The sequence below is a fragment of the Nocardia sp. NPDC051981 genome (genome assembly GCF_040680715.1).
In the GTDB taxonomy this organism is placed as follows: Bacteria; Actinomycetota; Actinomycetes; order Mycobacteriales; family Mycobacteriaceae; genus Nocardia.
Map to the genome: position 1 here is coordinate 119,506 of NZ_JBFAXK010000017.1, position 23,208 is coordinate 142,713.

General features: G+C 69.2%; 23 protein-coding genes, 1 tRNA gene and 1 riboswitch. Of the genes, 9 read left to right on the forward strand and 15 right to left on the reverse strand.

The genetic code is table 11. The features are described from left to right. Window positions 1–5: 5 nt before the first annotated feature. The gene (locus AB0L60_RS26965; RefSeq protein WP_364618982.1) at window positions 6–779 is read right to left on the reverse strand and encodes a pyrimidine reductase family protein; all 774 of its coding nucleotides are present in this window, start codon (window positions 777–779) and stop codon (window positions 6–8) included. Between the two features lie 35 nt (window positions 780–814). On the opposite strand from AB0L60_RS26965, the gene zapE reads away from it, so the two are divergent. The 3 genes from zapE to AB0L60_RS26980 all read left to right on the forward strand — a co-directional run bounded on the left by zapE (window position 815) and on the right by AB0L60_RS26980 (window position 4,903). Further along, window positions 815–1,837: a cell division protein ZapE gene (gene zapE, locus AB0L60_RS26970; protein ID WP_364618985.1), complete on the forward strand. Its 1,023-nt coding sequence runs from the start codon at window positions 815–817 to the stop codon at window positions 1,835–1,837. Between the two features lie 152 nt (window positions 1,838–1,989). Further along, window positions 1,990–2,796 carry a tyrosine-protein phosphatase gene (locus tag AB0L60_RS26975; RefSeq protein WP_364618988.1) on the forward strand — a complete coding sequence of 269 codons (807 nt, stop codon included), beginning with the start codon at window positions 1,990–1,992 and terminating at the stop codon, window positions 2,794–2,796. Between the two features lie 274 nt (window positions 2,797–3,070). Beyond that, entirely contained in the window at window positions 3,071–4,903 is a 1,833-nt protein-coding gene (locus tag AB0L60_RS26980; protein WP_364618990.1) for an ABC-F family ATP-binding cassette domain-containing protein, read from the forward strand. Here the strand turns inward: AB0L60_RS26980 and AB0L60_RS26985 are convergent. Together AB0L60_RS26985 and AB0L60_RS26990 are read right to left on the reverse strand one after the other, a co-directional pair. Continuing rightward, on the reverse strand, window positions 4,879–5,415 hold the full coding sequence (locus AB0L60_RS26985) for a GNAT family N-acetyltransferase (protein WP_364618993.1): 537 nt from the start codon (window positions 5,413–5,415) through the stop codon (window positions 4,879–4,881). The genes AB0L60_RS26980 and AB0L60_RS26985 overlap by 25 nt on opposite strands. Before the next feature lie 8 nt (window positions 5,416–5,423). Then, window positions 5,424–6,656: an MFS transporter gene (locus AB0L60_RS26990; RefSeq protein ID WP_364618996.1), complete on the reverse strand. Its 1,233-nt coding sequence runs from the start codon at window positions 6,654–6,656 to the stop codon at window positions 5,424–5,426. Between the two features lie 319 nt (window positions 6,657–6,975). Here AB0L60_RS26990 and AB0L60_RS26995 point away from each other — a divergent pair, with 319 nt between their 5' ends. Both AB0L60_RS26995 and rox read left to right on the forward strand, forming a co-directional pair. Then, complete coding sequence (locus AB0L60_RS26995; RefSeq protein ID WP_364618998.1) at window positions 6,976–7,914, forward strand: hypothetical protein; 939 nt, start codon at window positions 6,976–6,978, stop codon at window positions 7,912–7,914. 257 nt (window positions 7,915–8,171) lie between these two features. After that, a complete protein-coding gene (gene rox, locus AB0L60_RS27000) occupies window positions 8,172–9,599 on the forward strand; it encodes a rifampin monooxygenase (protein ID WP_364619001.1) in 1,428 nt (475 codons plus the stop codon). A gap of 35 nt (window positions 9,600–9,634) precedes the next feature. Here rox and AB0L60_RS27005 read toward each other — a convergent pair whose 3' ends face one another. From AB0L60_RS27005 to AB0L60_RS27045, 9 genes are all read right to left on the reverse strand, one after another. Next, window positions 9,635–10,819 carry a hypothetical protein gene (locus tag AB0L60_RS27005; RefSeq protein WP_364619004.1) on the reverse strand — a complete coding sequence of 395 codons (1,185 nt, stop codon included), beginning with the start codon at window positions 10,817–10,819 and terminating at the stop codon, window positions 9,635–9,637. 99 nt (window positions 10,820–10,918) lie between these two features. Then, on the reverse strand, window positions 10,919–11,218 hold the full coding sequence (locus tag AB0L60_RS27010) for a hypothetical protein (protein ID WP_354837076.1): 300 nt from the start codon (window positions 11,216–11,218) through the stop codon (window positions 10,919–10,921). Between the two features lie 116 nt (window positions 11,219–11,334). Beyond that, window positions 11,335–11,407, reverse strand: a tRNA-Gly gene (locus tag AB0L60_RS27015). A 147-nt stretch (window positions 11,408–11,554) separates the two neighbouring features. Continuing rightward, a complete protein-coding gene (locus AB0L60_RS27020; RefSeq protein ID WP_364619007.1) occupies window positions 11,555–12,751 on the reverse strand; it encodes a hypothetical protein in 1,197 nt (398 codons plus the stop codon). Continuing rightward, complete coding sequence (locus AB0L60_RS27025; protein ID WP_364619010.1) at window positions 12,748–14,430, reverse strand: cutinase family protein; 1,683 nt, start codon at window positions 14,428–14,430, stop codon at window positions 12,748–12,750. Before AB0L60_RS27025 ends, AB0L60_RS27020 begins: the two co-directional genes overlap by 4 nt. A 17-nt stretch (window positions 14,431–14,447) precedes the next feature. Further along, the gene (locus AB0L60_RS27030; RefSeq protein WP_364619013.1) at window positions 14,448–15,032 is read right to left on the reverse strand and encodes a hypothetical protein; all 585 of its coding nucleotides are present in this window, start codon (window positions 15,030–15,032) and stop codon (window positions 14,448–14,450) included. Between the two features lie 356 nt (window positions 15,033–15,388). Beyond that, the gene (locus AB0L60_RS27035) at window positions 15,389–16,366 is read right to left on the reverse strand and encodes a hypothetical protein (RefSeq protein WP_364619016.1); all 978 of its coding nucleotides are present in this window, start codon (window positions 16,364–16,366) and stop codon (window positions 15,389–15,391) included. Between the two features lie 3 nt (window positions 16,367–16,369). After that, window positions 16,370–17,125: a hypothetical protein gene (locus AB0L60_RS27040; protein ID WP_364619019.1), complete on the reverse strand. Its 756-nt coding sequence runs from the start codon at window positions 17,123–17,125 to the stop codon at window positions 16,370–16,372. A 454-nt stretch (window positions 17,126–17,579) separates the two neighbouring features. Further along, the gene (locus tag AB0L60_RS27045) at window positions 17,580–18,953 is read right to left on the reverse strand and encodes a hypothetical protein (RefSeq protein WP_364619022.1); all 1,374 of its coding nucleotides are present in this window, start codon (window positions 18,951–18,953) and stop codon (window positions 17,580–17,582) included. Between the two features lie 322 nt (window positions 18,954–19,275). Between AB0L60_RS27045 and AB0L60_RS27050 the strand changes: the two genes are divergently transcribed. Beyond that, window positions 19,276–19,932, forward strand: a complete 657-nt coding sequence (locus tag AB0L60_RS27050) for a hypothetical protein (protein ID WP_364619025.1) — start codon at window positions 19,276–19,278, stop codon at window positions 19,930–19,932. 3 nt (window positions 19,933–19,935) lie between these two features. On the opposite strand, the gene AB0L60_RS27055 is transcribed toward AB0L60_RS27050, so the two are convergent. From AB0L60_RS27055 to AB0L60_RS27065, 3 genes are all read right to left on the reverse strand, one after another. Further along, window positions 19,936–20,250: an SMR family transporter gene (locus tag AB0L60_RS27055; protein ID WP_364619028.1), complete on the reverse strand. Its 315-nt coding sequence runs from the start codon at window positions 20,248–20,250 to the stop codon at window positions 19,936–19,938. A 9-nt stretch (window positions 20,251–20,259) separates the two neighbouring features. After that, window positions 20,260–20,322: riboswitch (guanidine-III (ykkC-III) riboswitch) on the reverse strand. Between the two features lie 86 nt (window positions 20,323–20,408). After that, window positions 20,409–20,603 carry a DUF397 domain-containing protein gene (locus tag AB0L60_RS27060; protein WP_364619030.1) on the reverse strand — a complete coding sequence of 65 codons (195 nt, stop codon included), beginning with the start codon at window positions 20,601–20,603 and terminating at the stop codon, window positions 20,409–20,411. Next, window positions 20,600–21,730 carry a helix-turn-helix transcriptional regulator gene (locus tag AB0L60_RS27065; protein WP_364619032.1) on the reverse strand — a complete coding sequence of 377 codons (1,131 nt, stop codon included), beginning with the start codon at window positions 21,728–21,730 and terminating at the stop codon, window positions 20,600–20,602. The genes AB0L60_RS27060 and AB0L60_RS27065 overlap by 4 nt, the downstream gene beginning before the upstream one ends. Here AB0L60_RS27065 and AB0L60_RS27070 point away from each other — a divergent pair. The 3 genes from AB0L60_RS27070 to AB0L60_RS27080 all read left to right on the forward strand — a co-directional run bounded on the left by AB0L60_RS27070 (window position 21,678) and on the right by AB0L60_RS27080 (window position 23,174). Then, the gene (locus AB0L60_RS27070) at window positions 21,678–21,881 is read left to right on the forward strand and encodes a hypothetical protein (RefSeq protein ID WP_364619200.1); all 204 of its coding nucleotides are present in this window, start codon (window positions 21,678–21,680) and stop codon (window positions 21,879–21,881) included. The genes AB0L60_RS27065 and AB0L60_RS27070 overlap by 53 nt on opposite strands. 4 nt (window positions 21,882–21,885) lie before the next feature. Further along, window positions 21,886–22,110 (forward strand): hypothetical protein, encoded by a 225-nt coding sequence (locus AB0L60_RS27075; protein WP_364619034.1) that lies wholly within the window; start codon window positions 21,886–21,888, stop codon window positions 22,108–22,110. A 305-nt stretch (window positions 22,111–22,415) separates the two neighbouring features. After that, the gene (locus tag AB0L60_RS27080; protein WP_364619036.1) at window positions 22,416–23,174 is read left to right on the forward strand and encodes a type 1 glutamine amidotransferase domain-containing protein; all 759 of its coding nucleotides are present in this window, start codon (window positions 22,416–22,418) and stop codon (window positions 23,172–23,174) included. Window positions 23,175–23,208: the final 34 nt, after the last annotated feature.

Below are 23,208 nucleotides of genomic sequence, written 5' to 3' on the forward strand. Positions count from 1 at the left end.
CGGTTTCAGCCTCGGGTCCGCGCGCGTTCCCATCGGGTCAGGATCGTGCCGTCGGTGTCGAGCAGCAGGTGGCGGGGGTTCATCGGGGTGGGCAGGGCCTTGGGGGACACCGCGATTCGGCCCGCGGTCCCGCCCACCAGCTGCGGGGATACGGTCAGGCACAGCTCGTCCACGGCCCCGGCGGTGAGGAATTGGCCGAACAGTGAGGGCCCGCCCTCGCACAGCACCCGCCGCAGCCCGAGACGCTCCAGTGCAGTGCGGACGGCGGTCACGGTGGATTCGTGCGCGTCGGATTCGATCACCTCGGCCCCCGCGTCGAGGAGCCGCTTCGTGCGGTCGCCGGGCGCGGCGGTGGTGGTGAGGATGATCGGCCGTGCCCCGGTGTCGGTGAACAGCTTGCTCGCCGGATCCAGTGCCGCGGAACCGGTGACGACCGCGATGCGCGGCGGCGTCCCGTCCGGATCGCCGCCGAGCCCCTCCCGGTGCAGCCGCTTGCGCAGTTCCGGATCGGTGTGTGCCGCACCGTAGTTCTCCGCGCGCACGGTCCCGGCCCCGACCAGCACCACGTCGGCCAGATCCCGCAGCAGCCCGAAGACCCGCTTGTCGGCGGGCGTGCCCAGCGCGCCGGAGCGCCCGTCCACGCTGACCGCGCCGTCGATGCTGGTGACGAAGTTGACACGAACGTACGGTGCGGATGGCTCGACCGGATACGCGTACAACTCGACCAGGTCGTCGCGGGTCAGATCTGTGAGCTGAATCGCATTCGGCATACGCTGCATAAGGACCCATCCCACCACGCATCTACGCTGACGCCGTGCAACAACGCCTCGTCGATCGCCACCCGGAGGTTCCGGCAGACCAGCTCGTGGCCCAGATGGTTCCCCCGCCCACCTTCGACGAGGTGAGCTTCGGTTCCTACATCCCGGATCCGAAGGAACCGTCCCAGGCCGCGGCCGTGCTGAAGGCCGAGCTGTTCGCGGATCAGGTGACCAAGCTCCGCAAGGCCGCGGACAAGAAGGGCCTGTTCGGTAAGAAGAAGCCGGTGCGCGGCATCGGCCTGTACCTGGACGGCGGCTTCGGTGTGGGCAAGACCCACCTGCTGGCCTCGATCTTCCACAGCGTGCCGGAGCCCAAGTCCTTCGGCACCTTCGGTGAGGTCACCAATCTGGTTGGCGCGCTGGGCTTCAACAATGCCGTGGAGCGGCTCGCGGGTAACAGCGTGCTGTGCATCGACGAGTTCGAGCTCGACGATCCGGGCGACACCATGCTGGTCTCGCGCCTGCTCACCGAGCTGACCGACCGCGGCGTCTCCGTGGTCGCCACCTCCAATACCCTGCCGGGCCAGCTGGGTGAGGGCCGCTTCGCCGCCCAGGACTTCCTGCGCGAGATCAAGAAGCTGGGCGCGCTGTTCGAGGCCGTCCGCGTCGACGGCCCCGACTACCGGCACCGCGATCTGCCGCCCGCCCCGGAGCCCACCGCTCCCGAGCTGCTGGCCGAGAAGGCCGCCGCCACACCGGGTTCCACGCTCGACGACTTCGACGCGCTGGTGAAGCACCTGAGCACGCTGCACCCGTCCCGCTACGGCGCCCTGATCCACGATGTCTCGGCCGTGTACATGTCGGATGTGCACCCGGTGACCGATCAGGCGGTCGCGCTGCGCATCGTGGTGCTCGCCGACCGTCTGTACGACGCGGGCATCCCGGTCACCATCTCGGGCGCGAAGCTGGATCAGATCTTCACCCAGGAGATGCTGGACGGCGGCTACCGCAAGAAGTACCTGCGCGCGATCTCGCGTCTGCTGGCGCTGTCGCGGTTCGAAGTCCCGGCTCACGCGTAACGCAGGTCCGGCGCACGCGTAGCGCCGGCCTTGGCTCACGTGTAACCGGCAGGTAGGAACCGGTTTCTCTCATAGTTTCCTTAGGTAATAAATTCCGAGGGTCAGTGAAAGCCGGGCCGGATTCGGTTTTCGGCCCCGGAAGGAGATCTACCTTGCGTAACCGTGCTGTCCAAGCTGCCGCGGTGGTCACCATCGCACTGTCCGCGAGCCTCGGGTCGGCGGCGACCGCCCTCGCCGGCGACCCGCCCGCCGCCACCGGCAGCGTGCTCGTCAACACCGACAACCGTGCCCTCGGCCTGACCGGCGTGCTCAACGCCCGGGACGCGGGCGGCTACCGGACCGTCGACGGCCACACTGTGCGCACCGGTCTGGTCTTCCGCACCGGCGACCTGGGCAAGGCCACCGACGCCGACCTGGCCAAGCTGGCGTCGGTGAACGTGGCGTCCATCCACGATCTGCGCACCAGCTACGAGCAGCTGTTCATGGGCGTGGACAAGGTCCCCGCCGGCGCCGCCGAGCACCACGACGACATCATCGGCCAGGCTCCGCCGCAGGTGATGCTCTCTACCCTGGCCGCGGGCACCGACCTGTATCGCGCCTTCATCACCGCGCCGGGCGCGAACGAGGGCTTCGCGAACGTGTTGCGCGACATCGCCTACAACCCGGGCGGCGTGCTGTTCCACTGCACCGCGGGCAAGGACCGCACCGGCTGGACCTCGGCGGTGCTGCTGACCATCCTGGGTGTGGACAAGGACACGGTCCACTACGACTACCTGCTGTCCAACTACTACCGTGGCGCCAAGGACGGCGACATGATGAACGGCGTCACCGCCTCGGCGCTGGATTCGGCCTTCGACCAGGTGAACAAGAGCTACGGCAGCTTCGACGACTACGTGCGCGACGGCCTGAAGCTCTCCGACGCGGACGTCGCGGCGCTGAAGGCGAAACTGCTGGCCTGACAAGGTCGTTCACGATGTGATGGCGAACGCCGGGCGGTTCTTCACCGCCCGGCGTTCGCCTTTGTGATCCACGACAAAGTGGTTGACGGCCCTGTGCCGCACCGATAATGTTCCAGGCCTCATGGGTATCGGTTTCCTGTTCTTGTGATCGCTTCGCCGCGTTGAGCTTTGCTCCGCGTCGAATCCCCTCTCACGCCTATCCGCCTGTCGGCGTTCGATTTTCGCGTGGGCTCCACCCATCCGGCTCCTGCCGAGCCGAGAACAGGAGATCCCTGTGCTTACCGTCCGAACACCTGCCGTCTCCCAGCTGACCCTGTCCGGCGTCACCAAACGCTATGCCGACCGCATCGTGCTGGACGCGGTGAACCTGTCCATAAGGCCCGGTGAGAAGGCCGGCGTGGTCGGCGACAACGGTGCCGGCAAGTCGACCCTGCTGCGGTTCATCGCGGGTCGCGAAGTCCCTGACAACGGCGAGGTCATCGTGCAGTCCCCCGGCGGCATCGGCTACCTGGCCCAGAGTCTGGAGCTGCCGCCCACCGCCACCGTCGGCGCGGCAATCGACCTGGCTCTCAGCGATATTCGCGACCTGGAGGCCCGGATGCGCACCGCCGAGGCCGAATTGGCCACGCCCGGGCCGCTCGGCCGCCGCCTCGAGGCGTACACCGCCCTGGCGGCCCGGTTCGAGGCGCGCGGCGGGTATCAGGCCGATACCCGGGTGGACGCGGCCCTGCACGGGCTCGGGCTGCCCGGCCTGGACCGGAATCGCCTGCTGGGCACGCTGTCCGGCGGTCAGCGCCGCCGCCTGACGCTGGCGGCCACCCTCGCCTCCGCACCGGAATTGCTGCTGCTCGACGAGCCCACCAACGACCTCGACGACAATGCCGTCGAATGGCTCGAGGGGCAGCTGCGGGACCACCCCGGCACCGTGGTGGCAGTGACCCACGATCGCGTCTTCCTCGAACGCATCACCAGCACCGTGCTCGAGGTGGACGCGGGCGCGGTCGCCCGCCACGGCAACGGCTACCGCGGCTACCTCACCGCCAAGGCCGCCCAGCGGCACCGGCAGCAGCTCGAGCACCAGCGCTGGCGCACCGAACTGGCCCGCAACGAGCGACTGGCCGAGTCGAATGTCGTCCGCCTGGAGGCGATTCCGCGCAAGCTCCCGCTCGCGGTCTTCGCCGCCGGTCCCTTCCGAACCCGCAGCCGCGGCCACGGCGCCCAGTCCCGCATCCGCAACGCCAAGGAGCGGGTCTCCCGCCTGACCGCGGATCCGATTGCGCCCCCACCGGATCCGCTCCGCTTCACCGCGGAGATATCCACGACCGACCCCCTCTCAGCCGCCGCCGGACCGACCGGCACCGGAACGACCGGAATTGGATCGACCGAGACCCCACTCGGTGTCATCGGCCCAGGCGGCACTGTGCCGGGCGGCGTCGTACCCGTTGGCATCGCGTCGACCGCTACTGCGTCGAGCGGCACGACGCCAACGGCGTCCGGCGACCGAGTCGGGGTGGTCGCGGCCATGGTAGTACCGCCCCTCGCCGAGGTGAGTTCGGTTGTGGTGGAAGGTCGTTTGCGCATGGGCGGCCTGCGGATCGAGGCCGGTGAACGGTTGCTGGTGACCGGTGCCAATGGCGCGGGCAAGACCACGCTGCTGCGGCTGCTGGCCGGGGAGCTGGTTGCCGAGGCGGGCGAGGTCACGGTGCGCGGCCGGGCCGGGCACCTGCGGCAGGAGGAGTCACCGTGGCCGGCGGAGCTGACGGTGCTGGGTGCGTTCGCTTCCGGGCGGACGGGCTATCCGGACGAGCACGCCGAGGCGCTGCTGGCGCTGGGCTTGTTCCGGCCGGACGACCTGCGCCTGCGCATGGGTGAGCTGTCCTATGGCCAGCGCCGCCGCGTCGAATTGGCGCGGCTGGTCACCGATCCGGTGGATCTGCTGCTGCTCGACGAGCCGACCAACCACCTGTCCCCGGCCCTGGTGGAGGATCTGGAGCAGGCCCTGGAAGGCTACCCCGGTGCGGTGGTGCTGGTGACCCACGATCGCCGGATGCGGCAGCGCTTCGCGGGTCGCCGCCTGGAGCTTCAGAATTCGTGCAGCATGACGTAGTCGTGGTGCAGCTGGTTGCCGACGGTGAAGGTCTTGGTGCCGGCGACGGTGAAGCCGTGTTTGCCGTAGAAGCGCTGGGCGCGCGCGTTCTGCTGGTTCACACCCAGCCACACGGCTTTGCTGCTGCCGGCCCGGGAGTGCTCGAGCGCGCGCCGCATCAGCGCCGCCGAGACGCCGCTGCCGTGCTGGCCGGGCAGCACGTACATCTTGCTGAGCTCGGTCACCGGGCGCAGGGTGATGACCTCCGCCACGGCGGGATCGGCCGGTTCCATGGCATTGAGCAGTGCGTAGCCGACGATCTCGCCGCCGAGTACGGCCTTCAGAACCACACGGCCGGGATCGCCGAGGTACTCCCGGAACCGGTCCGCGGACAGCACCTCCGCGATGAAGGCGGCCATGTCCTCGGGTGCGGATCCGGGCGGGCAGGCCAGCGGAAAGGTCGCGGCGGCGACGACGGCGAGTTCGTCGGCGTCGTCCGCGGTCGCCGGTGTGATGGCTACGGAATCGCTCACCGTTCCAGTCAAGCAGGCTCCGCGGCGGGCTCGGCGGCCGCGGGGGTGGTGTCGGTGCGGCGGTGGAAGACCCGGGCGCAGCCGATCAGTACCACCGCGAAGGCGAGCGGAATCGCGAATCCGGCACGCAGATTGGCGGCGTCGGCGACCGCGCCCACCACCGCGCCGCCGACCAGGGTGCCCGCGTAGTTGAACAGATTGAGCCGCGCGATGAGCGCATCCAGTTCGCGCCCGCTGGTGAGCTGCCCGGCCTCGCTGAAGCACAGCGGCGCGATCACCGGCAATCCGATTCCGGCGACCAGGAATCCGAGGATCGCGGCCACCGGTCCGGGGGCGGTGACCACGATCACCAGGCCGACCGACCCGACCGCCGCGGCCACCCGCACCACCGTGCGTGGCCCGAACCGGCGTACCCACAGGTCGCCGGTGAGGCGGCCGAGCAGCGACGCGCCCTGGTAGGCGGCCAGCGCCAGCGCGGCGGTCGCGGAGGAGGACAGCAGTTCGTCCTTCAGGTACAGCGCCGACCAGTTGCCGACCGCGAGGTCGATGGCGAAGGCGAGGGCGATCACCGCGCCGAAGATCCAGAAGATGCGCATCGGCACCGAGCCGGCCGGTTCGTGTTCGGCCGGACCGGCTTCGGCCTCGTCGGTGCCCAGCAGTCGTGGTCCCGCCGCCAGGCAGCCGATGGCCACCACCGCCGCGGCCACCAGGATCGACGCCTGCAACGGCACTTTCAGCGCCTCGAACGCCGAGACGAACAGCGCGCCGGTGATCGATCCCGCGCTCCAGGCCGCGTAGAACGAGACCAGAATGAATCGGCCATAGCCATGTTGAATGAATACCGCCTGCATATTGGTCCCGGCGTCCACGATGCCGACGGCCACGCCGTACATCCCCAGGGCCACGAAGGCCGCAATGATGTTCGGCGACAGTGCGATCGCCACACCGGAGACCGCGATCAGCGCCAGCCCGATCCGCAGTGCGGTGCGGCTCGACCAGTGCAGCGCGATCCGCTCGGCGGTGATGCTGCCCACACCCGCGAGCAGGGAGATGAGCGCGACGATCGCCACGATCAGCCCGTCGGAGAGTGTGAATTTGTCCTTCAGCTGCGGCAGCTCGGTGAGAATCACGGCCAGGAAGAACCCCTGCAGCGCGAATGCCACCGAGTTCGCGGAGCGCGCCGCGCGCAGTGTCGGATGGAGAGCGCTGAGCTGCGGCTTCGGGGGCTGACTCGGGGGCATTTCGAAAGAGTAGCGGCGGCGGGCGGGTCCGGCATCCCGGGTACGGGTTACGATCCGCGGCGCGCTTGATCACACGCGGCTCGCGGTTGGGTAACAAATCTGGTCGCTTTCGTGTCTTCGGACGCATGCCCTGCGGCACTCTGGAAGTGACGGCTCGGGCTGGTGGTTTCCGATAGGACGGAAGCGGTCCTTCCGTGAGTGTGGTGGCTGGGGTGATCTTGTGAGCACGAGGCGAGTGGAAGTTCCGCGGGAGCGGTCGGTGGCCCTTGCCGACCCGGATCCGCACGCGAATCCTGAGACGGCTGTGGGGGATTCGGTCGTGGACAAGTCTGTGCGCGGGACGGTGGAGAAGTCTGTGCGGGGTGACGCGGACACGGTTGGCCGCAGTGCCGATGGGCGTGGCCATGCGGCGGGGGAGCGGTGCCGGGAAATCGACTGCGCGGACTGCCGCTGGGATGTGCAGCGGCTCAAGTTCTGGCTGCGCGGCCGGCTGCTGGCGGCCGGCGCCGAGGATGTCCAGCTGGATGTCGCTGTCGGTGCGGGCCTCTCGGATGTGCTGTGGCGCAAGGGTGATCGCAGCGGCGTCATCGAGGTGTCCAGTGCGCCACCCGAGTTGGCGCGCGCCCGTGCGGTCACCGCCGAGCTCCGGTCCGCCGGTGGTGGTGAAGTGCTGTGGATCTGCCCGCCGGGTTTCTGGACCGCGCAGCTGCCCGCGCTCGGTCTCGACGACTTCGCCGCCGAGGGCTGCGAGTACCGGGTGGTCGGCGGCCTGCTGTCCTCCGGCCCGGGCGGTGTGGTGTCGGCTCGCCAATCCGCCTGTGAACTACGTGAATTCGTAACGGGCTGGGTGGCCGGAGAGATAGCGTTCGGCTGCCGCGACGAGCACATGGGAGGATGGGCGACGGTGACCGACTGGGAACGCCACACTCGGACACAGGCGGCCGTCATCGCACGGCAGCGCCAGGAACTCATGAATCAGCGCACGGCTCTGGCGTTGGCCCGCAAGGCCACCCGCGACAAGACCAAGCAGCTGTTGCGCATGACCCACCGCCTGGAGCGCGCGGAGCTCGCCGCCCAGCAGCAGGCCGACGATCTGGCCCAGACCCGCCGCAAGATCGCCGACCACAATCGGGTCGACGCCACGCTGCGGCTCACGGTCGCCGGTCAGAAGTCCGCGATCCTGCACTGGCAGCTGATCACCTGGTTCGCGGTGATGGTGATCATCACCTTCATCGCCGCGGGCCTGGTCCTGAAGTAGCCCGCCGAAACCTCACCCAATCGGCCGAGCCCGGCGCATCCACGGGTTCTGCGGTACACCGCTATTTCCCTGGGGGTTTGGGGCGGAGCCCCCGAGCGTTTCTGGAGGGTTCGGGGGCGAAGCCCCTGAGAGCACCGAGAGTGGGCTTCCCCTTTCAACGTATATCGCGGTGGGGGGCTTGCGGCAAGGCCCGGGGGGTGCCGCAGAATCGTCGGCCGACAGGCGATTACCTGCGGAAATCAGGAGGATGGCGATTCATGGCCGATGTGATCATTGCGGGTGCCGGGCCGACGGGACTGATGCTTGCCGCGGAATTGCGGTTGCACGGGGTGGAGGTGCTCGTGCTGGATCGGGACCCGGAGCCGACCAAGGTGGTGCGGGCGATGGGGATGCACGCACGCAGTGTCGAGGTGCTGGATCAGCGCGGTGTGGCGGATCGATTCCTGGCGCTGGGCAAACAGCACGATCCGAGCGCGTTCTTCGCCGGGATCGTGCCCGCGCGGCCGGTGCGCTTGGACACCACGTTTCCGTTCGTGCTGGGTCTGCTGCAGCCGATCACGGATCGCCTGCTGGCCGAGCGCGCGGTCGAGCTGGGCGCGGAGATCCGGCGCGGGTGTGTGGTGGCCGGTCTGAGCCAGGACGTGGACGGGGTGACGGTCGAGCTGGCCGATGGTTCCCGGCTGCGCTCGCGCTACCTGGTCGGCTGTGACGGCGGCCGGTCCACGGTGCGGAAATTGCTCGGCATCGGGTTTCCGGGCGAGCCGGCCCGGCTCGAGACGCTGATGGGCGAGGTGGAGCTGACCACACCGCAGGAGGAGGTGATGGCGCTGGTCACCGAACTGCACAAGACGCATCGGCGCTTCGGTGCGATGCCGCTGGGCAATGGCGTGTACCGGCTGGGCGCCCCCGCCGACGGCGTGGCCGAGGACAGTGACGTCCCGCCCACCCTCGACGAGCTCAAGCGTCAGGTCCGGGCGGTGGCGGGCACCGATTTCGGCGCTCACTCACCCCGATGGCTCTCCCGCTTCGGCGACGCCACCCGCTTGGCCGACAGCTACCGATCGGGCCGCGTCTTCCTGGCGGGTGACGCGGCGCACATCCACCCGCCCAACGGCGGTCAGGGTCTCAACCTCGGCGTCCAGGACGCGTTCAATCTGGGCTGGAAGCTCGCCGCGGCCGTGAACGGCTGGGCCCCGGCCGATCTCCTCGACACCTACGAATCCGAACGCCGCCCGGTGGCCGCCGACGTCCTCGACACCGCCCGCGCCATGAGCGAACTCACCTCCCTCGAACCCGGCCCCCGGGCCCTGCGCCGCCTGCTCACCAACCTGATGGAATTCGAAGAGGTCCACCGGTTCCTGATCGAACGCGTCACCGCCCTCGGCGTCCGCTACGACTTCGGCCCGGGCGACGACCTCCGTGGTCGCCGCCAGCGGGACGTGGCCCTGAAACGCGGCCGCCTCTACGAGCTCATGCACCACGGCCGCGGCCTGCTCCTCGACCAGACCGGCCGGCTGTCGGTCCAGGGCTGGTCCGACCGCGTCGACCGCGTGGTCGACGTCAGCGAGGAACTCGCCGCCCCCGCCCTCCTGCTCCGCCCCGACGGTCACATCGCCTGGTCCGGCTCCGACCAGGAGGACCTACTCGAAGTCCTGCCGCGCTGGTTCGGCACCGCCACAAGCTGATTCGGCGCCATCATGTGTTGATTCGGTGAAGCGGGTCAGCGGGTGAGGCGGAAGGGGGCGCGGTGCCAGTGCCAGTCGTGGCGCAGGACGAGGGCGGCGAGGTCGAGGAGGTCGAGACCGGTATCGGTGCGGTAGGCATCGAGGGCCGACCAGCTCATCGGGCCCGTGGACAGGCGGCTCGTCAGGGTGGACTCGTGGTGGGGATTCACGGTGCGCGACAGCAGTTCCGGGATGCCGTCGCGGCTGCCGGTCCAGGTGAGCCAGCCCCAGCCGCGGGAGAAGGCGTGGGCACGGGAGGCTGCCGCGCGGGCGCGCTGGGGGTGCAGGGCGGTGTGGGCGAGGGGGAGGACGTCGATGAGGACGGTGCGGCCATCGGTGAATCGCGCTGCGGCGGTGGGGTAGTGGACGCGGTCGGCGCCGTCGAGTTCGTAGGTGACGGCGGCGGGAAGCTCGCGGAAGGATTCCACGCGCGGGCTGGCGTCCAGCAGGCGGAGCAGGCGTGCCTGCAGGGCGGTGTCGAAAGTGACTTCGCGGCCGAGCTTTTCGGAGTACATGCGCCCGCGGCCGTCATCGTCGTAGTCGAGGCGTCCGGCCGGGAGGACCGGGAGTTCCTCGGGCCTGCCGTCGCCCCATTCGACGCGCCGCAGCCACGTATTCCACATGTCGTCGGGTGTGTCATCGGATTGCGCCGGGGGCAGCAGATGCCAGCGCCCCTTCTGCTGCCACCCCGCGATGCGCTGAAAGACGAAGCCCGCCAGTCGTTTCGAGTCCTGCAGATCGTGCCCGGCGAGCCGCAGCTTGAGATATGCCCAGTCCTGTGCCGCGATATCGCCGTCGGTGGCATAGGTTTCCGCGAGCAGTGTCCGCACCAGTCGCTCATCACCCCACCCGACGGGATACCGTTCCGCGAACACCCCCAGATCGTGCTGCCCGGTGGCCAGCGTCTGCCGCAGCATGGTGCCCACGGCCCGCGTGTACAGCTGTCGCGCTCGATCCCGCGAAACCCCGAATCGCGCGCCCAGCAGCATGAGGGTCTCCGGACCCTCCCCGTCCAGTCCGAGCCGGCAGGTGATCAGCTCGGCATCGCGTGGCCGATCGGCCACCACCTCGCCGGCCATGGCGGCCAGCACCTCATTGACGTGCTCCAGCCCGAAATCGACTCCCTCGGCCGGGTCGTCGCGCGGTGTGGTGCGCGCGGTGCGTGCATCGCTCGTCGTCAAGGCCCCTACCCGTCTTCGCCAATCGGTTCGACGAGCCTAACGGTGCCCACCGACACACGGCGCACCACGCGCTGAACGGCCGGAATTGCCGTGGAACGGTCAGGATCCGATGACAGCATTCATGATGGTGCCCGCGCTGGTGGCGATGATTCCGCCGATCATCGCTCCGGCCACCATCTTCGGGGAGGCGAGCCCGCCGCCCGACCACTTCTCCCAGGCGAAGCGGCCACCGGCGTAGGTGATGCCCAGGACACCCGACAGCAACACGAACCAGGTGAAGTACCGGACGAGCTTCATGAGCTTGTCCGCTACCGGCGGTGTCTCCGGTGTCGGATTGCCGAGCTGGGCGAGCACGGCGTGCTGGGAAAGCACAGTGTCGTGGAAGGCGCTGAGCAACATGGTCACTCTGACAAGGTTACCGCGAAATCGGGCCGATATGGCTGCGAATGTGCTCGGGATCTACTGCGTGAGAACAACTTTCGCGGCTCAGGCGCTGCGTCTCGTTGTCTGTGTTGAGCGGATGACGGGATTCGAACCCGCGACCCTCACCTTGGCAAGGTGATGCGCTACCAGCTGCGCTACATCCGCATCGCTTCCATCCGGCCCGTCTCGGCCCGTCCGGCTGCGAGAGAGAACACTAGCCCACCCGCCCCGCATTTCCAAAACGCCTGGCAAACCCTGAGTTGCCCCGGCGTGCCGCTGGGGCGGGGTTGTGTTCCGGTTGTGGCGCGGCGGCTATTTGGGGGAGTCCTCGTTCATGGGCACGATGGCGGAGACGAGGGTCGCGTCTCCGATCTTGGTGGTGATGACCAGCTGCGGGGACCAGGTGCGTCTGGTGGCGTCGGGATGCTGTTCGGTGACGACCATGATGTGCTGGCCGTCGAAGGGGCCGGGCATGATCTGCACGCAGTAGGTGGTTCCTACCGGGATGCTGTCGATGCCGGCCTGGATCTGGTCGACGGTCGGCGTAGGTGCGTCCGGCGCGAACATCTCACGGACCGCCTTGCCCGAGCGGTCGACGTAGTAGCGGTTCTGCAGCGCGAGAATGGCATCCGGGCCGGACTTGGTACTGCCGGGCCCGTTACCGCGGACATTGCCGCCCTTCACCTCATTGGGGCAGAGGTTGGCGGGCAGGCCCGACGCGGGTTGGTCGACGGGTGAGGCTGCGGCGGGCTTGGATGTGGCGGGTGTGGCCTGAGGCGTCGCGAGATGGGATTTCGCGGGTGCGTCGCCTCCGGTGACCTTGGCGATCTGGACCGCGATCGCCGCCGTCACCGCGAGGACGGCGAGCAGGCCGAGCAGGGGGACGGCCCACTGGCCGCCGTTCAGCGTGGGGAGTGCGAATCTCGGTCGCTGCCTGGTCGGCCGCGCGGCCCGCTTCAGGGGGCGGCGGGCGGTCGGGTAGCCCGGCGGGGGATCGTCGGTCGCGGCACCGTGCCTTGCCGGGTCGTAGGCGCTGAGCGCCCGTGGCTGATCTCCTGCCCGGGCGCGGCCCAGCCGGGCGTGGGCGGCGCTCGGCTGCCGGGTGCCCAATGGGTCGCCGATCGACCGAGCGTGGGACGAGCCGGAGGCCGCCCGGGTGCCCTGCCCGCTGTACTCCGACACGGCGGCGGCCCAGCCGGTCGCCTGCTGGGGATTCGATTCCGCGGACCGCGGCTCGTAGTACTCGTCCTCGTCGTCGAAATCGTCGTACTCGTCGTCGAAATCGTCGGCTTCGAACTCGTCAGTACCGGCCGCGTAGTTCTCGTGGCGGGCCGCGCTGACCCTGCGGTCGCCGGACTGCTCCGGATACTCGCCGTATCCGGCGCGTCCCGGCCCGGCCGCACCGGTGATCCAGTCCGACCAGCTGCCCGTGTACGCCTGCGCGCCCTCGTGCAGCGGGGTGGGCGGCTCCGATTCCGTTGTCCGCGACTCCGATTCGGTGGTGCTCATGGCGTCGCCCGCGGGCTGAGGTCGGGGATCAGTGGCGCCCCGCTGGTGGTGGGTGTGGTCGGGGCGGGGGAGAAGCTCAGTACCGGGACGCCGCTGCTGGGCGTGCCGGTGTCGGTGCCGCCGCCGAGCGGGAACTGCCCGTTGGGTGCGACGCTGGTGAGCGTCGTCGAGGTGCCCGCGAAATCCATTCCCAGCATGGGTTTGTCGCTGCCACCGCTCGGGACGGCGCCCGGGGTGGCGGCGCCGGACAGGTCGTGGGCGACGGCCGCGAACCATTGGCCGACCCAGTCGGTCGGGCTCTCGCCGAATCCCGCGCCCTGGGCGTGGGTGTAGTCGTGCTTCTGAGCGGTGTCCCAATACCGCACCCAGGTGGTGATGTCGAGCAGATCCTTGTTGTCGGTGACGTTCTGGGTGACGGCCGTGAATGCCTGGGTGGTGAGCCGGCTGATGGTGGTGGGCGGCACCAGGTTGGTGACCGCGCCGACCAGCTTGGCCCCGAACACCGCGAGCCCGGCGAGGGGGTTGGCCAGTCCGGCGGTGGCGATCTCGGTGATATTGGCCGGGGTCAGGATGTCCTTCACCACGGCCACAATGGAATTGATGGCGATGGTGCCGACCTTGAGCAGCGCCTGGAATGCGCCCGGGACGTCGACCTGGTTGTTCGGGTTGGAGGCGTCGGCGATGCGCTGCGAGATCGACTTCTGCGGCTGGTACGACAGATCCGACAGCGAGTTGCCGGACACGTCGTTGTTCACCACCGAGGTGGCGGTCTTGATCGAGGTGTAGGCCAGCGCCTCCGCGATGGATTTCAGCGACCCGATCGGATCACCGGCCGAAATCTCCACCTGCCCGGCGATATTAGCGACGGTCCGCACCAGCGGCGCACCCACCGGGGTATCGCAGGCCAGATCGCCCTCGGTGCAGAATTCGGCGACCCGCCCGACCAGGGTGCCGAAGTTCTCGAGGGTGGCGCTGTCGGGGGCGATGCCCGCCCCGGACGCGGTCTTGGTGGCGGGCGGATCCCCCAGTGCCGCTACCGATTTGCCGTCCGTGCCGGGTGCGGCGGTGGGCAGCTTCTGATCCGGCTTGCCCGGGAACAGCGGCGCGTTGGCATTGCGGTTGGGATCGCCGAACAGCGCGACGGCCGCGATCCGGTCGGCCGGGACGGTGCCCTGGCCCGCGCCGACCTCCTGCGCGAACTGCGCGGCCACATGCGCGCCCTGCGAGTATCCGGCGATGGCGAGCTTCGTGCTGGGGCAGCGGTCGGTGACCTGTTTGGCCATGGACCGCAGCCGGTCCAGGCCGCCGGTGACGGACTGGCTGTAGGTGGTGGTGGACACCGACACCGCGCCGCCGAAGGACGCCTCGTAGGGCACGTAGGCCCGGTCCACCAGTCCGGCGTCGCTGGCGGCGGCCATCATGGGCCGGAAGACCTCCGACAGCATGCCGGTGTCGGTGGTGACGGCGGCGTCGGGGGAGGATTCGCCGGTGCCCTGGACGCCGAGCGCGAACAGCGCCGGGCATTTGTCGATGGGGACCGTGGTGTCCGGCGGCCCGCCCCGGGCTTCCGCCGTATTCAGCACAGCAGGCCCGACGGCGGCCGTCGCCACGATGCAGACGGCCGCGGTCAAGAGTGCCGGACGCCGAAACCCCACGCTGGACAGCAGTTTTCGATGCACGTCGCACCTCGTTCAGGTTATGGACTGGCTGATTCCGCGCCGTGCTGCGCGCGTTCGGTGATCCGCGCCCCGGCAATGCGCGCCGCGGTGAGGATCTGCTCGGCCAGAAGCCGAACCGGTTGCGGGGGAGTGCGAGTGGGATCCCCGTCGTCCACCGGTGAGCCACCGGCGGCGGGATCCCATTCCGCCATTTCGTAGGGTTCGAGGGCGCGCCACTGCTCGAGCCAGCCCAGCCGCCAGGTGCGGGCGCCGAGCGCGACGGCCAGGCCCTCCATCTCCTCGCGCCGCTGCGCGACCGGAATCGGCAGCGGCCGAGCCGAATCCGATACGGTCACCACGCCGACCACCTGGCTGCCGGCGGGCGTGGCCCGGGCCTGATGCGCCAGCAGCGCCCGATGCAGGGCATTCACCCCGCGCAGATGACTGCGCCCGACGAGCACCACCAGCGGCGAGTCCAGATCTCCCGCCGGCCCGATCCGCGCGGGCCACCGCTGCCCCGCGTCCCCCGCCCAGCTGAGACTGGCCGCGAGACTGCTGACCCCCGCACCGCCGTGCACACCCACCAGCCACACCAGTGGCGGCCGCGGCGGCCGATTCGGCACCGCTCGATGCCACATCGGCACGGGAGGAGCCGCTGGTGCGGGGTACCCGGGTCGAGGCGCATCGGAGTGTCCCGGTGCGGGTGAGGCGACAGGCCCTGGTTCGGGTGTGTCGGAACGTTCTGTGCCGCTACGCCATTCGCCGCCGCCCAATGGTTGCCATGCGGCGCTCGGCATAGACGGCCGACCAGAGGTTGTCTCGTCGCCATCGACGGGACTGTGGGCGGTGTGCGCTGCTGGACCCGAGTTGTCGGTGGCGCGCGGTGCCGGGGTGTGGGCATCATGCGATGCCGGGGTGTGGGCGGGGTGCGGTGCTGGGTCTGGGGACTGCGAGGCGCGGCGTGGGTCGTGGAGCGTGGTCATCGCAGCGCTCCGAGAAGGGTGAGGTAGGCGTCGCGGGTGGGTGCCGTGAGATGGTGCCAGGTGATGGGGCCGCCGGTGGCGAGGTGGAGGTCGAAGGGAATCGGGACCACGGCGCGAACCCAGGAACCGAGGTGAGTGCGCACATGGTCGAGAACCGCTGCGGCCGAGCCGGGTACCTGTTCGGTGAGGACGATGACAGCGTCGCCGACGACGAATTCGCTGAAGTTCTCGTCCAGCCAGGTGAGGGCGGGCTGGAGGCGGTTGATGGCGTCGGGGCGTGCGGCCACGGTGATCACCAGCCCGACCCGGGGGTCCGCCAGCAGCGGGGCGGCCAGCCGGCTCGTGACCGGTGCGCCCGCATCGAAAACCCCCAGCAGTCCCGCGTTTTCGAGATGCCGCGCGACCGACACCAGGGATTCCCTGCGCGGCAACGGATCCGGCGTCCGCCCCAGCACCCGCACCCCGGTCGACGTCTGCCCCGAGCACGCCCCGACACTCGATGCCAGCCCCGGATACGGTGTGCCGAGCCACTTCTGCACGCTCCCCACCGGAGCCGCCGCATCACACCCGCGCAGCGCCACGTCCCCGCCCCCGAGCGTCGCGTCCACCACCACCGGCCACACCTCGCCGTCACTGTCCACGGCCGCCGCCGCGGCCAGCCCCAGCGCCGTCGTACTGGCTCCTGACGCCCCCGACCCGCCCAGAACCAGCACCGGTGGCAAGGCGGCCCGAACCAGCCGCCCCTGCCCGCCCCGCAATGGCACGCCATCGGTGGGCGAACCGGCGGGCCCGGGCTGCATCAGCCCACTGAGCCCCGAATCCCCTTCGCCCCCAGCCGCACTCGCCCGCACCGCCTCCACCAGCCGCGCCTCCACCTCCGCACTCGTGTGCGGGTGTTCGAGACCGGGCCGGGGTGTGGGGGTTGCGGGGGGACCGGGGGGAGTGGAGCGGAGCCGGTCGTCGATGTCGACCATGGCTCACCGGCTTCCGGCGACGATGGAGGTGATGCGGACCTGGCCGTCACGGGCGGCGGTGGTGATGACCTGCTGCCAGGAGGTCTGGCTGCCGTCCGGGTGTTTCTCGTCGACGGTGACGTTCCAGCGGTCGGCGTCCGCGCCGGTGATGGTGACGCAGTGCTTGGTGCCGGCCGGGGTGGCCGAAATCGCGTCGCGGGTGGCCTGTTCCGGGGCGACGCGGGCATCCGGGGTGAGCAGGGCGCGCACCGCGCCCACGTCGCGCAGCACGTACCAGGCGTATTCGAGGTGCATGATGACGCCGGGCCCACTGAGGAGGTCGCCGGCGGTGTCGCCGCTCACCCGCTGCGGCGTACTGACTTCCTGGCACCAGGCGACCAGCCCCGGCTGATTCCCGCCGGACGTGCTCGTGCCCGCCGCACTGGTCGCCGGAACCGCCTGTGGCGCCGGTGAATCGCCCGGCTTGAGCGCCAGCCACCCGGCCACCGCCACCAGCGCCAGCGCCAGCGAAACTCCGGCAATCGCGAGCGCCCGATTGCGGATCCGCAACCGCCGCTGCGTCTGCTCCGCCCGCCGCCGCGCCTCGGACACCAGCGACGCCATCGGATCCTCGGCCCGCAACTCGTCCGCCCGAACCGACTGCCGCCCCGCCTCACTCGCCGCCGGCACCGCCCCCTCCGTCAGCCACGAGGCCCACCCCGGCGCCTCCGCCTCCACCGTCCCCACCGGCTTCCCAGCGCCCGGAGCCAGCACCGGCATCACCGGCCGCCTCCCACTCACATTCCCGCCGCCCCCATCCCGCTCTGCCGAGAACCCCTCCCACTCCTCCGCAGCCCGATGCCGCCCCGCCCCACCTCGACCGTCCATACCTTCACTCCCAACCCGACCCACGCCACCCTCACCCGAAACCCCGTCGACGTCACTTTCGACCCGGGGGGTGCCGAATTCGGTCCTGCGAGTGCCGCTTTGGGTCTGGGATGTGCCGTTATTGGCTTGGGGCGCGGCGCTTTCGGCCTGGGCCGCGCGGTCTTCGGTCCGGGCCGTGGCGGATGCCTGGACGGCGGGATCGGGGTCGAGGGCGAGGAAGTCGTGGGCGCGGTCGGTTCGGGTCAGGTCGGGGTGCGGGGGTGGGGAGCTGGCGGGAGGTAAGTGGCCTGGGGTGGAGTCGGAGGCGTTGGTGTCTGGAGTCACGGCGTTGCCCGTGCCGTTCCGGTCACGCACCCGGCGGGGCGGGTTGCAGGGCGGCCATGAAGGCTTCGGGGGTGAGCGGGGGCATCTGCGCCACGGCGGCGCGGAACGAGTCGACCTGCGCGTTCACGCCGTCCACCACCTGCTCGACCGCAGGCGCGGCCTGCGGCGCCACCGCGGCCACCTGCTGGCCGATCCCGGTAGCCGCCTGCTCCACCACCGGCGCGACCTGTTGCTCGACCGTGGTGGCGACCTGCTGCGCGACCGGCGCGACCTGCTGTTCAAACGCGGTGGCAACTTGCTGCGCGACCGGCGCGACTTGGTGCTCGACCGTGGTGGCAACTTGCTGCGCCACCGGCATGACCTGCTGCTCGACGGTCGTGGCGACCTGCTGCACCACGGGCGCGGCCACCTGCGCGATCGGCGCGGGCAACCCGGCGACCGCCGAAACCGGCCGCACCCCGGGCAACCCCGTCACCGGATCCGAAACCGGCACCTGCGCAGCGGTATCGATCAAAGCCGGGGGAGCAGGAGGTGCTGGCTGCGTCGCATCGCCGCTGCTGAGTGCACCTGCGCCGAGGGCAGCGAGTGCGCCGCCGCCGACTACCAATGGGACGCTGACGAGTCCGCCGAGCGAGCCGCCGCCGACACAACCCGCGATGCCACCGACGATTGCGCCCGCAGGCGCTCCAACCCCGGCAGTTGGAACACCGGCGATAGCCGCACCGGCCAGCGCTCCGACTACCGCGCCAACGCCGCAGCCGATCGGCGCCAGCACTGCTGGCGCGGCCACGCCAACCGTGCCCGCGCCGAGAAGCGCACCCATCGAGCTCGAGGCCGCCATTCGGTCGGAATCGTCTCGCGAGAAACCCATTCGGTCGTAAGCGGCCGCGATCTGCCACTCCGCCATATCGAGATACGCCTGGGCCTTGTCGCGAGTTTTGGTGTCGATCCAGTCCGGCAGCTCGACGCCGCCCGTGCCCACTCGCAGCTTGTGCGGGTCCGCAGACATCACTTCAGGCGCATTCGCGGCGGGCTGACCAGGCTGGGTGTCCTGCGGTTCAGTCGGCTGGACCTGTGGCTGGGTCTGCGGCTGAATGATGGTGTCCTGCTGCGGCGTTGTCTGCTGCTTCGGCCGGGGACGGTTCGGGGGCGCGATCGGCGGATCCGGGATGTAATCCGCCGGGCTGGGTGAGGAATTCGCGGGCGGCTGTTGCGGCTGGGTGCTTAAGCCCGGTTGCCCGTCGCCGGGTACGGCGAGGCCCGGCTGGCCCGGGGCCGCGCCGGCGACGCCCTGGCCGGCCACCAGCGCGATGGGCAGCATCGACAACAGGATCGAAGTTCGTGTGGTCTTCATGTCCCCAATTCCCCTTCCCCGAATGGACAGCACCGGGCGCACGGCCCGAATCCCCCGGATGCCATGGCATTCCGCACCCCTGGCCGACTACACAGGTGGCCCACCGGAACCAGGTCCCGGTGATCCATCATGAACCCCACCACCTGCGATGATCATGTTGCGGCCCTGATCTTACCCGGATCGTGGGCCCCCACAACCGGTTCCGTTACAGGAGTGACGAATTGTTAAACCGAGCCGAGCAACACTCGTAGATCAGCGGCAGGCACTCGTAGGATCACGACACCGTCGCCCGCCCGCGCGTCATCCGAACCGGCTTCACCGCAACACTTCTCGGCCACCCCCAGGTCTACTCGGAGGAATCCTCATGCGCGCCAAGTCAGCACACTACGCGCAAACTTTCGCCGCCGCGGCTGCGACCCTGCTCGCCTCCGCGGTCGTGCTCAGCGTCGCCGCCTGCGGAGTCAGTGATCAGAGCGCCGTGAAAACGACTACCGCACCGGTCGATCCGGCCCGCGCGCCCGCCGACGTGCACTGGGAGAACTACCAGGGAGTCCAGCTCCCCATCGGCAGTCACGATGGTCCCAGCAAACTCGGCACCACCGCCGCGGGCTTCTCGCACACCCCGCAGGGCGCGGCGCTGGCCGCCATCAATCACAGCACCCGGCTGTCACTGGCCCCGGACGGCGCATGGCCGCAGGTGGCGGCCATTTCGCTGATTCCGGGTCCAGCCAAGGACTCCTGGGTACTGGCCCGCGCGCAGGTCTCGATCACCGCCCCCGCCAATCCGGTGGTGGCCCCGCGCATCACGGCCTACAGGCTCACCGCCTACACCCCCGTCCGCGCCGACCTCACCGTCTATGCCACTTACTCCGACGCCAGCGTCACCGCGACCGCCGAGACCGTGCTCTGGGCGTCCGAGGATTGGCGGCTGCTCCTCGCGGACCCCGCCGCCAAAACCCAGACCGTGCAATCGGTTCCCAGCGTCCCCGCGGACGCGGTCAAGCTGGAACCCCCGAAATAGTGGCTACCCGACCAGCTTCAACCCCATCACGCACGCCACGATCCCACCCAGCAACAGCAGCTTGACCGCACTGACCGCGGTCCCGCCGGTAGCCATGGAATAGACGACGGTCAACACCGCCCCGATCCCCACCCACACGGCGTAGGCCGTCCCTACGGGCAGCCCCCGCATGGCATAGGCCAGCCCCGCCATACTGACCACCAGCGCCACCCCGAACACCACCGTCGGCCCGAGCCGGGTGAACCCCTCCGACTTCCCGAGCGCGGTGGCCCACACGGCCTCGAAAACCCCGGACGCGACCAACACCAGCCACGACATGACAACCTCCGAAGGCCGTCTTGTCGCACACCGGGTACGGCTCCCTCGTCCGGGCCCCGAGTCGGGGGGCTATCTACACGATGGCAAATATTCAGCGACCAGGGCAAATTCCCGGCCGGTGATCTCCGCCTCCATCCGCCGAGATCACCAGCTGCATCTCATCGCCAGATCCCACCACCGAGGAATCGATCCCACTGCTCACCGGAGAAGACGAGCACCGGCCCGCCCGGATCCTTCGAATCGCGCACCCCGACGAGCCCGGCATCGTCGGCGAAGGCGATCTCGACACATTCCGAAGCGTTCGGGGACTTGCTGGATTTGAACCATTGGGCGTTGGAAAGATCGAAGCTCACGCCGTGCACTCCTTCGCGATGCGCCACACCAGATCGCGGCTGGCGTCCTCACTCAACGCTACCTGCCGGAGAGTGTCGATGGCCCGCCGATGCCGTGCGATGACCTCCCGCTGTTCGAGATAGATCGCGCCTTCATAGCCTTCGATGTAGACGACCGGCGGCTCGACCAATCTGTTTGTGAGTGGCGGGAATTCGAGCAGCGTGAATGACCGCACCACCAGACCGCAGTTGTTTTCGGTGGCGGCTGGGACCACTCGAATCGATACGTTCTCGCGCTCGCCGGCCTCACTGAGCCGCCGCAGCTGTGCGGCCATGACGGACGGCCCGCCAGGGCGATGTCGCAGCACCGCCTCCGACAGCAGCGCGTCGAGCCGGAAGTCGTCCTGTTCGAGCCGCGCCTGCCGCCGGGCGGAGAACTCGAGGCGGCGCTCGATATCGACGGCGGACAGTTCCAGCTCGGCGAAGCTGATGAGGGTTCGGCGGTACTCAGCGGTCTGTAACAGGCCCGGTACCAGCGAAAGTTGATGTGATGTCAGGTGATCCGCCGCTTCCTCCAGTCTCAGGTAGTGATCGAAGTGCGCATCCAGCTGATCGCTGTAGGCCCGCCACCAGCCGGCGGTGCCGCCCTGCGCCTTCATGATGAGATCCTGTTGCTTGACCTCCTCCCACAACCGCAGCACCTCGTCCCGTTTCGGGCTCGGATTGGGGACGCCGTAGAACTCGAGTAGGTCCCTGATCTGTGCTGTGCACATCTTGACCCGCTGGCCGTCCTCCAGTCGTCCGACGCTCTGGGGTGACATCTCGATATGCCGACCGGCCGCGAGTTGCCCCTTTCCGGCCTGAAGGCGAAAGCTTCGGAGCGCACGTCCAAATGCCCTGCGGGGCAATGTCGATCCCGCCATTTCGTTAGCCTCTCTATCTGGGAAGCTCCGTACTGGAATAGCCCTCGGTGGATGTCCAACGAATCGGAATGAATTGCACGATTCGATGGTGTCAATTCGTCCCGCGCAGTGTCTACTGAATACGGCGCGCCACACCGAATCTCGAAGAATTCCTCGCAAAAGGGAGTCCGAAATGCCCTGGGACGCATGGGCGCTGCTGTCCATCATCGTGGTCTGCACCGCCATTACCGCCCGCACCGCGTGGGACTCGTACCGCCTCGGCCGCGAGTCCCGCCCCACCACCCTCCGCCTGCCCCTGTCCACTGGCGGCCACCTCGACATCCCTTGTCCACCCGGCCATCCCACCGGCCGCCACCGCCCCCACACGACCAGGTGACTCTATGACCCCCGCCGAGATCGCCGTCCTCGCCACCCTCCACCCCGACCACACCCTTACCGCTCCGCAGATCCAGCAATCTGCCGCTCTGACCAGCTGGCGCACACGAAATGCCCTCTCCCGCCTGGAATCCCGGGGCCTCATCACTCCTAGTCGCCCGCGTGGCCGCTACCGCATCACGCCGCGCGGCCGAGCTGCCCTCGTCGCCAAGGCCCGCCGCTTCGCCTGACCCGGCTCGTCTCGGGCGAGGCAGGAAGGGATGAGTCGATTCCCCGGGCCGGGTGGCAGCGTCGGCCCGGCGGGGCGGCCAGGGTCTGTTGGTCACCGATCGCAGTGCTGTGAATGAACGGCGGCGGTGCCCAGGTCGAAGACCTGCGAAGCACATAATGGCTGTGCCGTATCGGCGATGTCGAATATTGGGCATAGAAATGCCTTGTGCTGTAGTGCATTCGGCGGCAGCCCGGCGTTGAGAGCTATCTCGGCGGGTAGGTTGCTCGATCCGGCCACGGAGAGGAAGCCTGTAATAATGCCGTCATGCGCGTACTGATGCCGCTCCCCGACAGCGATTTCGATGTCACCGAGGTGGCGGTGCCCTGGCGGATTCTCACCGACGCCGGACACCAGGTGGTATTCGCGACCGAGCGTGCCGGCACCGTTCCCCACGCCGATCCACGGCTGCTGACCGGAGTGCTGTTCGGGCAGTTGGGGGCCGAGGACGAGCCGAAGCAGTACTACCAGCAACTCACCGAATCTCCCGAATTTCGGGCGACGGTGTCCTGGTCCGACCTCGAGGTCGAGGAATACGACGGACTCATTCTGCCCGGTGGCCACGCACCCCGCATGCGGCAGTACCTCGGTTCCGACCTGCTACAACAACAGGTCGCCCGGTTCTGGGCATTGGAGCGTCGTCCGGTCGGCGCGATCTGCCACGGAGTACTGGTGCTGGCCCGCGCCAACGACCCGTCTACCGGCCGTAGTGTGCTGGCCGACCGCAGCACCACCTGCCTACCGAAATATATGGAGCGCACCGCCTACTTTCTCACCGCTTGGCGCTTGGGCCGCTATTACCGCACCTACCCCGCCTACGTCGAGGACGAGGTTCGCGGCGCCCTCGTCCATCCCGACAGCCAATTCCGAAGGGGGCCAATCGAACTAGTTCGACGCGGCACTGCCACCGACGACAACCCCGCGTTCGTGGTCCTGGATGGCAATTACCTGTCCGCCCGATGGCCGGGTGACGCCTACCTTTTCGCTCGCCGCTACCTCGACCTGCTTGCCGCGGCTGCACCTTAACCAACCCGGGCGTCGTAGGGTGCGGTGATGGCCT

Bases quoted from the DNA above. Each gene is read 5' to 3' on its own strand.
- AB0L60_RS27080 (WP_364619036.1), top strand. From the start codon at position 22,416: ATGCGCGTACTGATGCCGCTCCCCGACAGCGATTTCGATGTCACCGAG.
- AB0L60_RS27035 (WP_364619016.1), bottom strand. From the start codon at position 16,366: ATGGTCGACATCGACGACCGGCTCCGCTCCACTCCCCCCGGTCCCCCC.
- AB0L60_RS27055 (WP_364619028.1), bottom strand. From the start codon at position 20,250: ATGTCGTGGCTGGTGTTGGTCGCGTCCGGGGTTTTCGAGGCCGTGTGG.
- AB0L60_RS27070 (WP_364619200.1), top strand. From the start codon at position 21,678: ATGCCCTGGGACGCATGGGCGCTGCTGTCCATCATCGTGGTCTGCACC.
- AB0L60_RS27010 (WP_354837076.1), bottom strand. From the start codon at position 11,218: ATGTTGCTCAGCGCCTTCCACGACACTGTGCTTTCCCAGCACGCCGTG.
- AB0L60_RS27040 (WP_364619019.1), bottom strand. From the start codon at position 17,125: ATGCCGGTGCTGGCTCCGGGCGCTGGGAAGCCGGTGGGGACGGTGGAG.
- rox (WP_364619001.1), top strand. From the start codon at position 8,172: ATGGCCGATGTGATCATTGCGGGTGCCGGGCCGACGGGACTGATGCTT.
- AB0L60_RS27050 (WP_364619025.1), top strand. From the start codon at position 19,276: ATGCGCGCCAAGTCAGCACACTACGCGCAAACTTTCGCCGCCGCGGCT.
- AB0L60_RS27020 (WP_364619007.1), bottom strand. From the start codon at position 12,751: ATGAGCACCACCGAATCGGAGTCGCGGACAACGGAATCGGAGCCGCCC.
- AB0L60_RS26965 (WP_364618982.1), bottom strand. From the start codon at position 779: ATGCAGCGTATGCCGAATGCGATTCAGCTCACAGATCTGACCCGCGAC.
- AB0L60_RS26990 (WP_364618996.1), bottom strand. From the start codon at position 6,656: ATGCCCCCGAGTCAGCCCCCGAAGCCGCAGCTCAGCGCTCTCCATCCG.
- AB0L60_RS27075 (WP_364619034.1), top strand. From the start codon at position 21,886: ATGACCCCCGCCGAGATCGCCGTCCTCGCCACCCTCCACCCCGACCAC.
- AB0L60_RS27065 (WP_364619032.1), bottom strand. From the start codon at position 21,730: ATGGCGGTGCAGACCACGATGATGGACAGCAGCGCCCATGCGTCCCAG.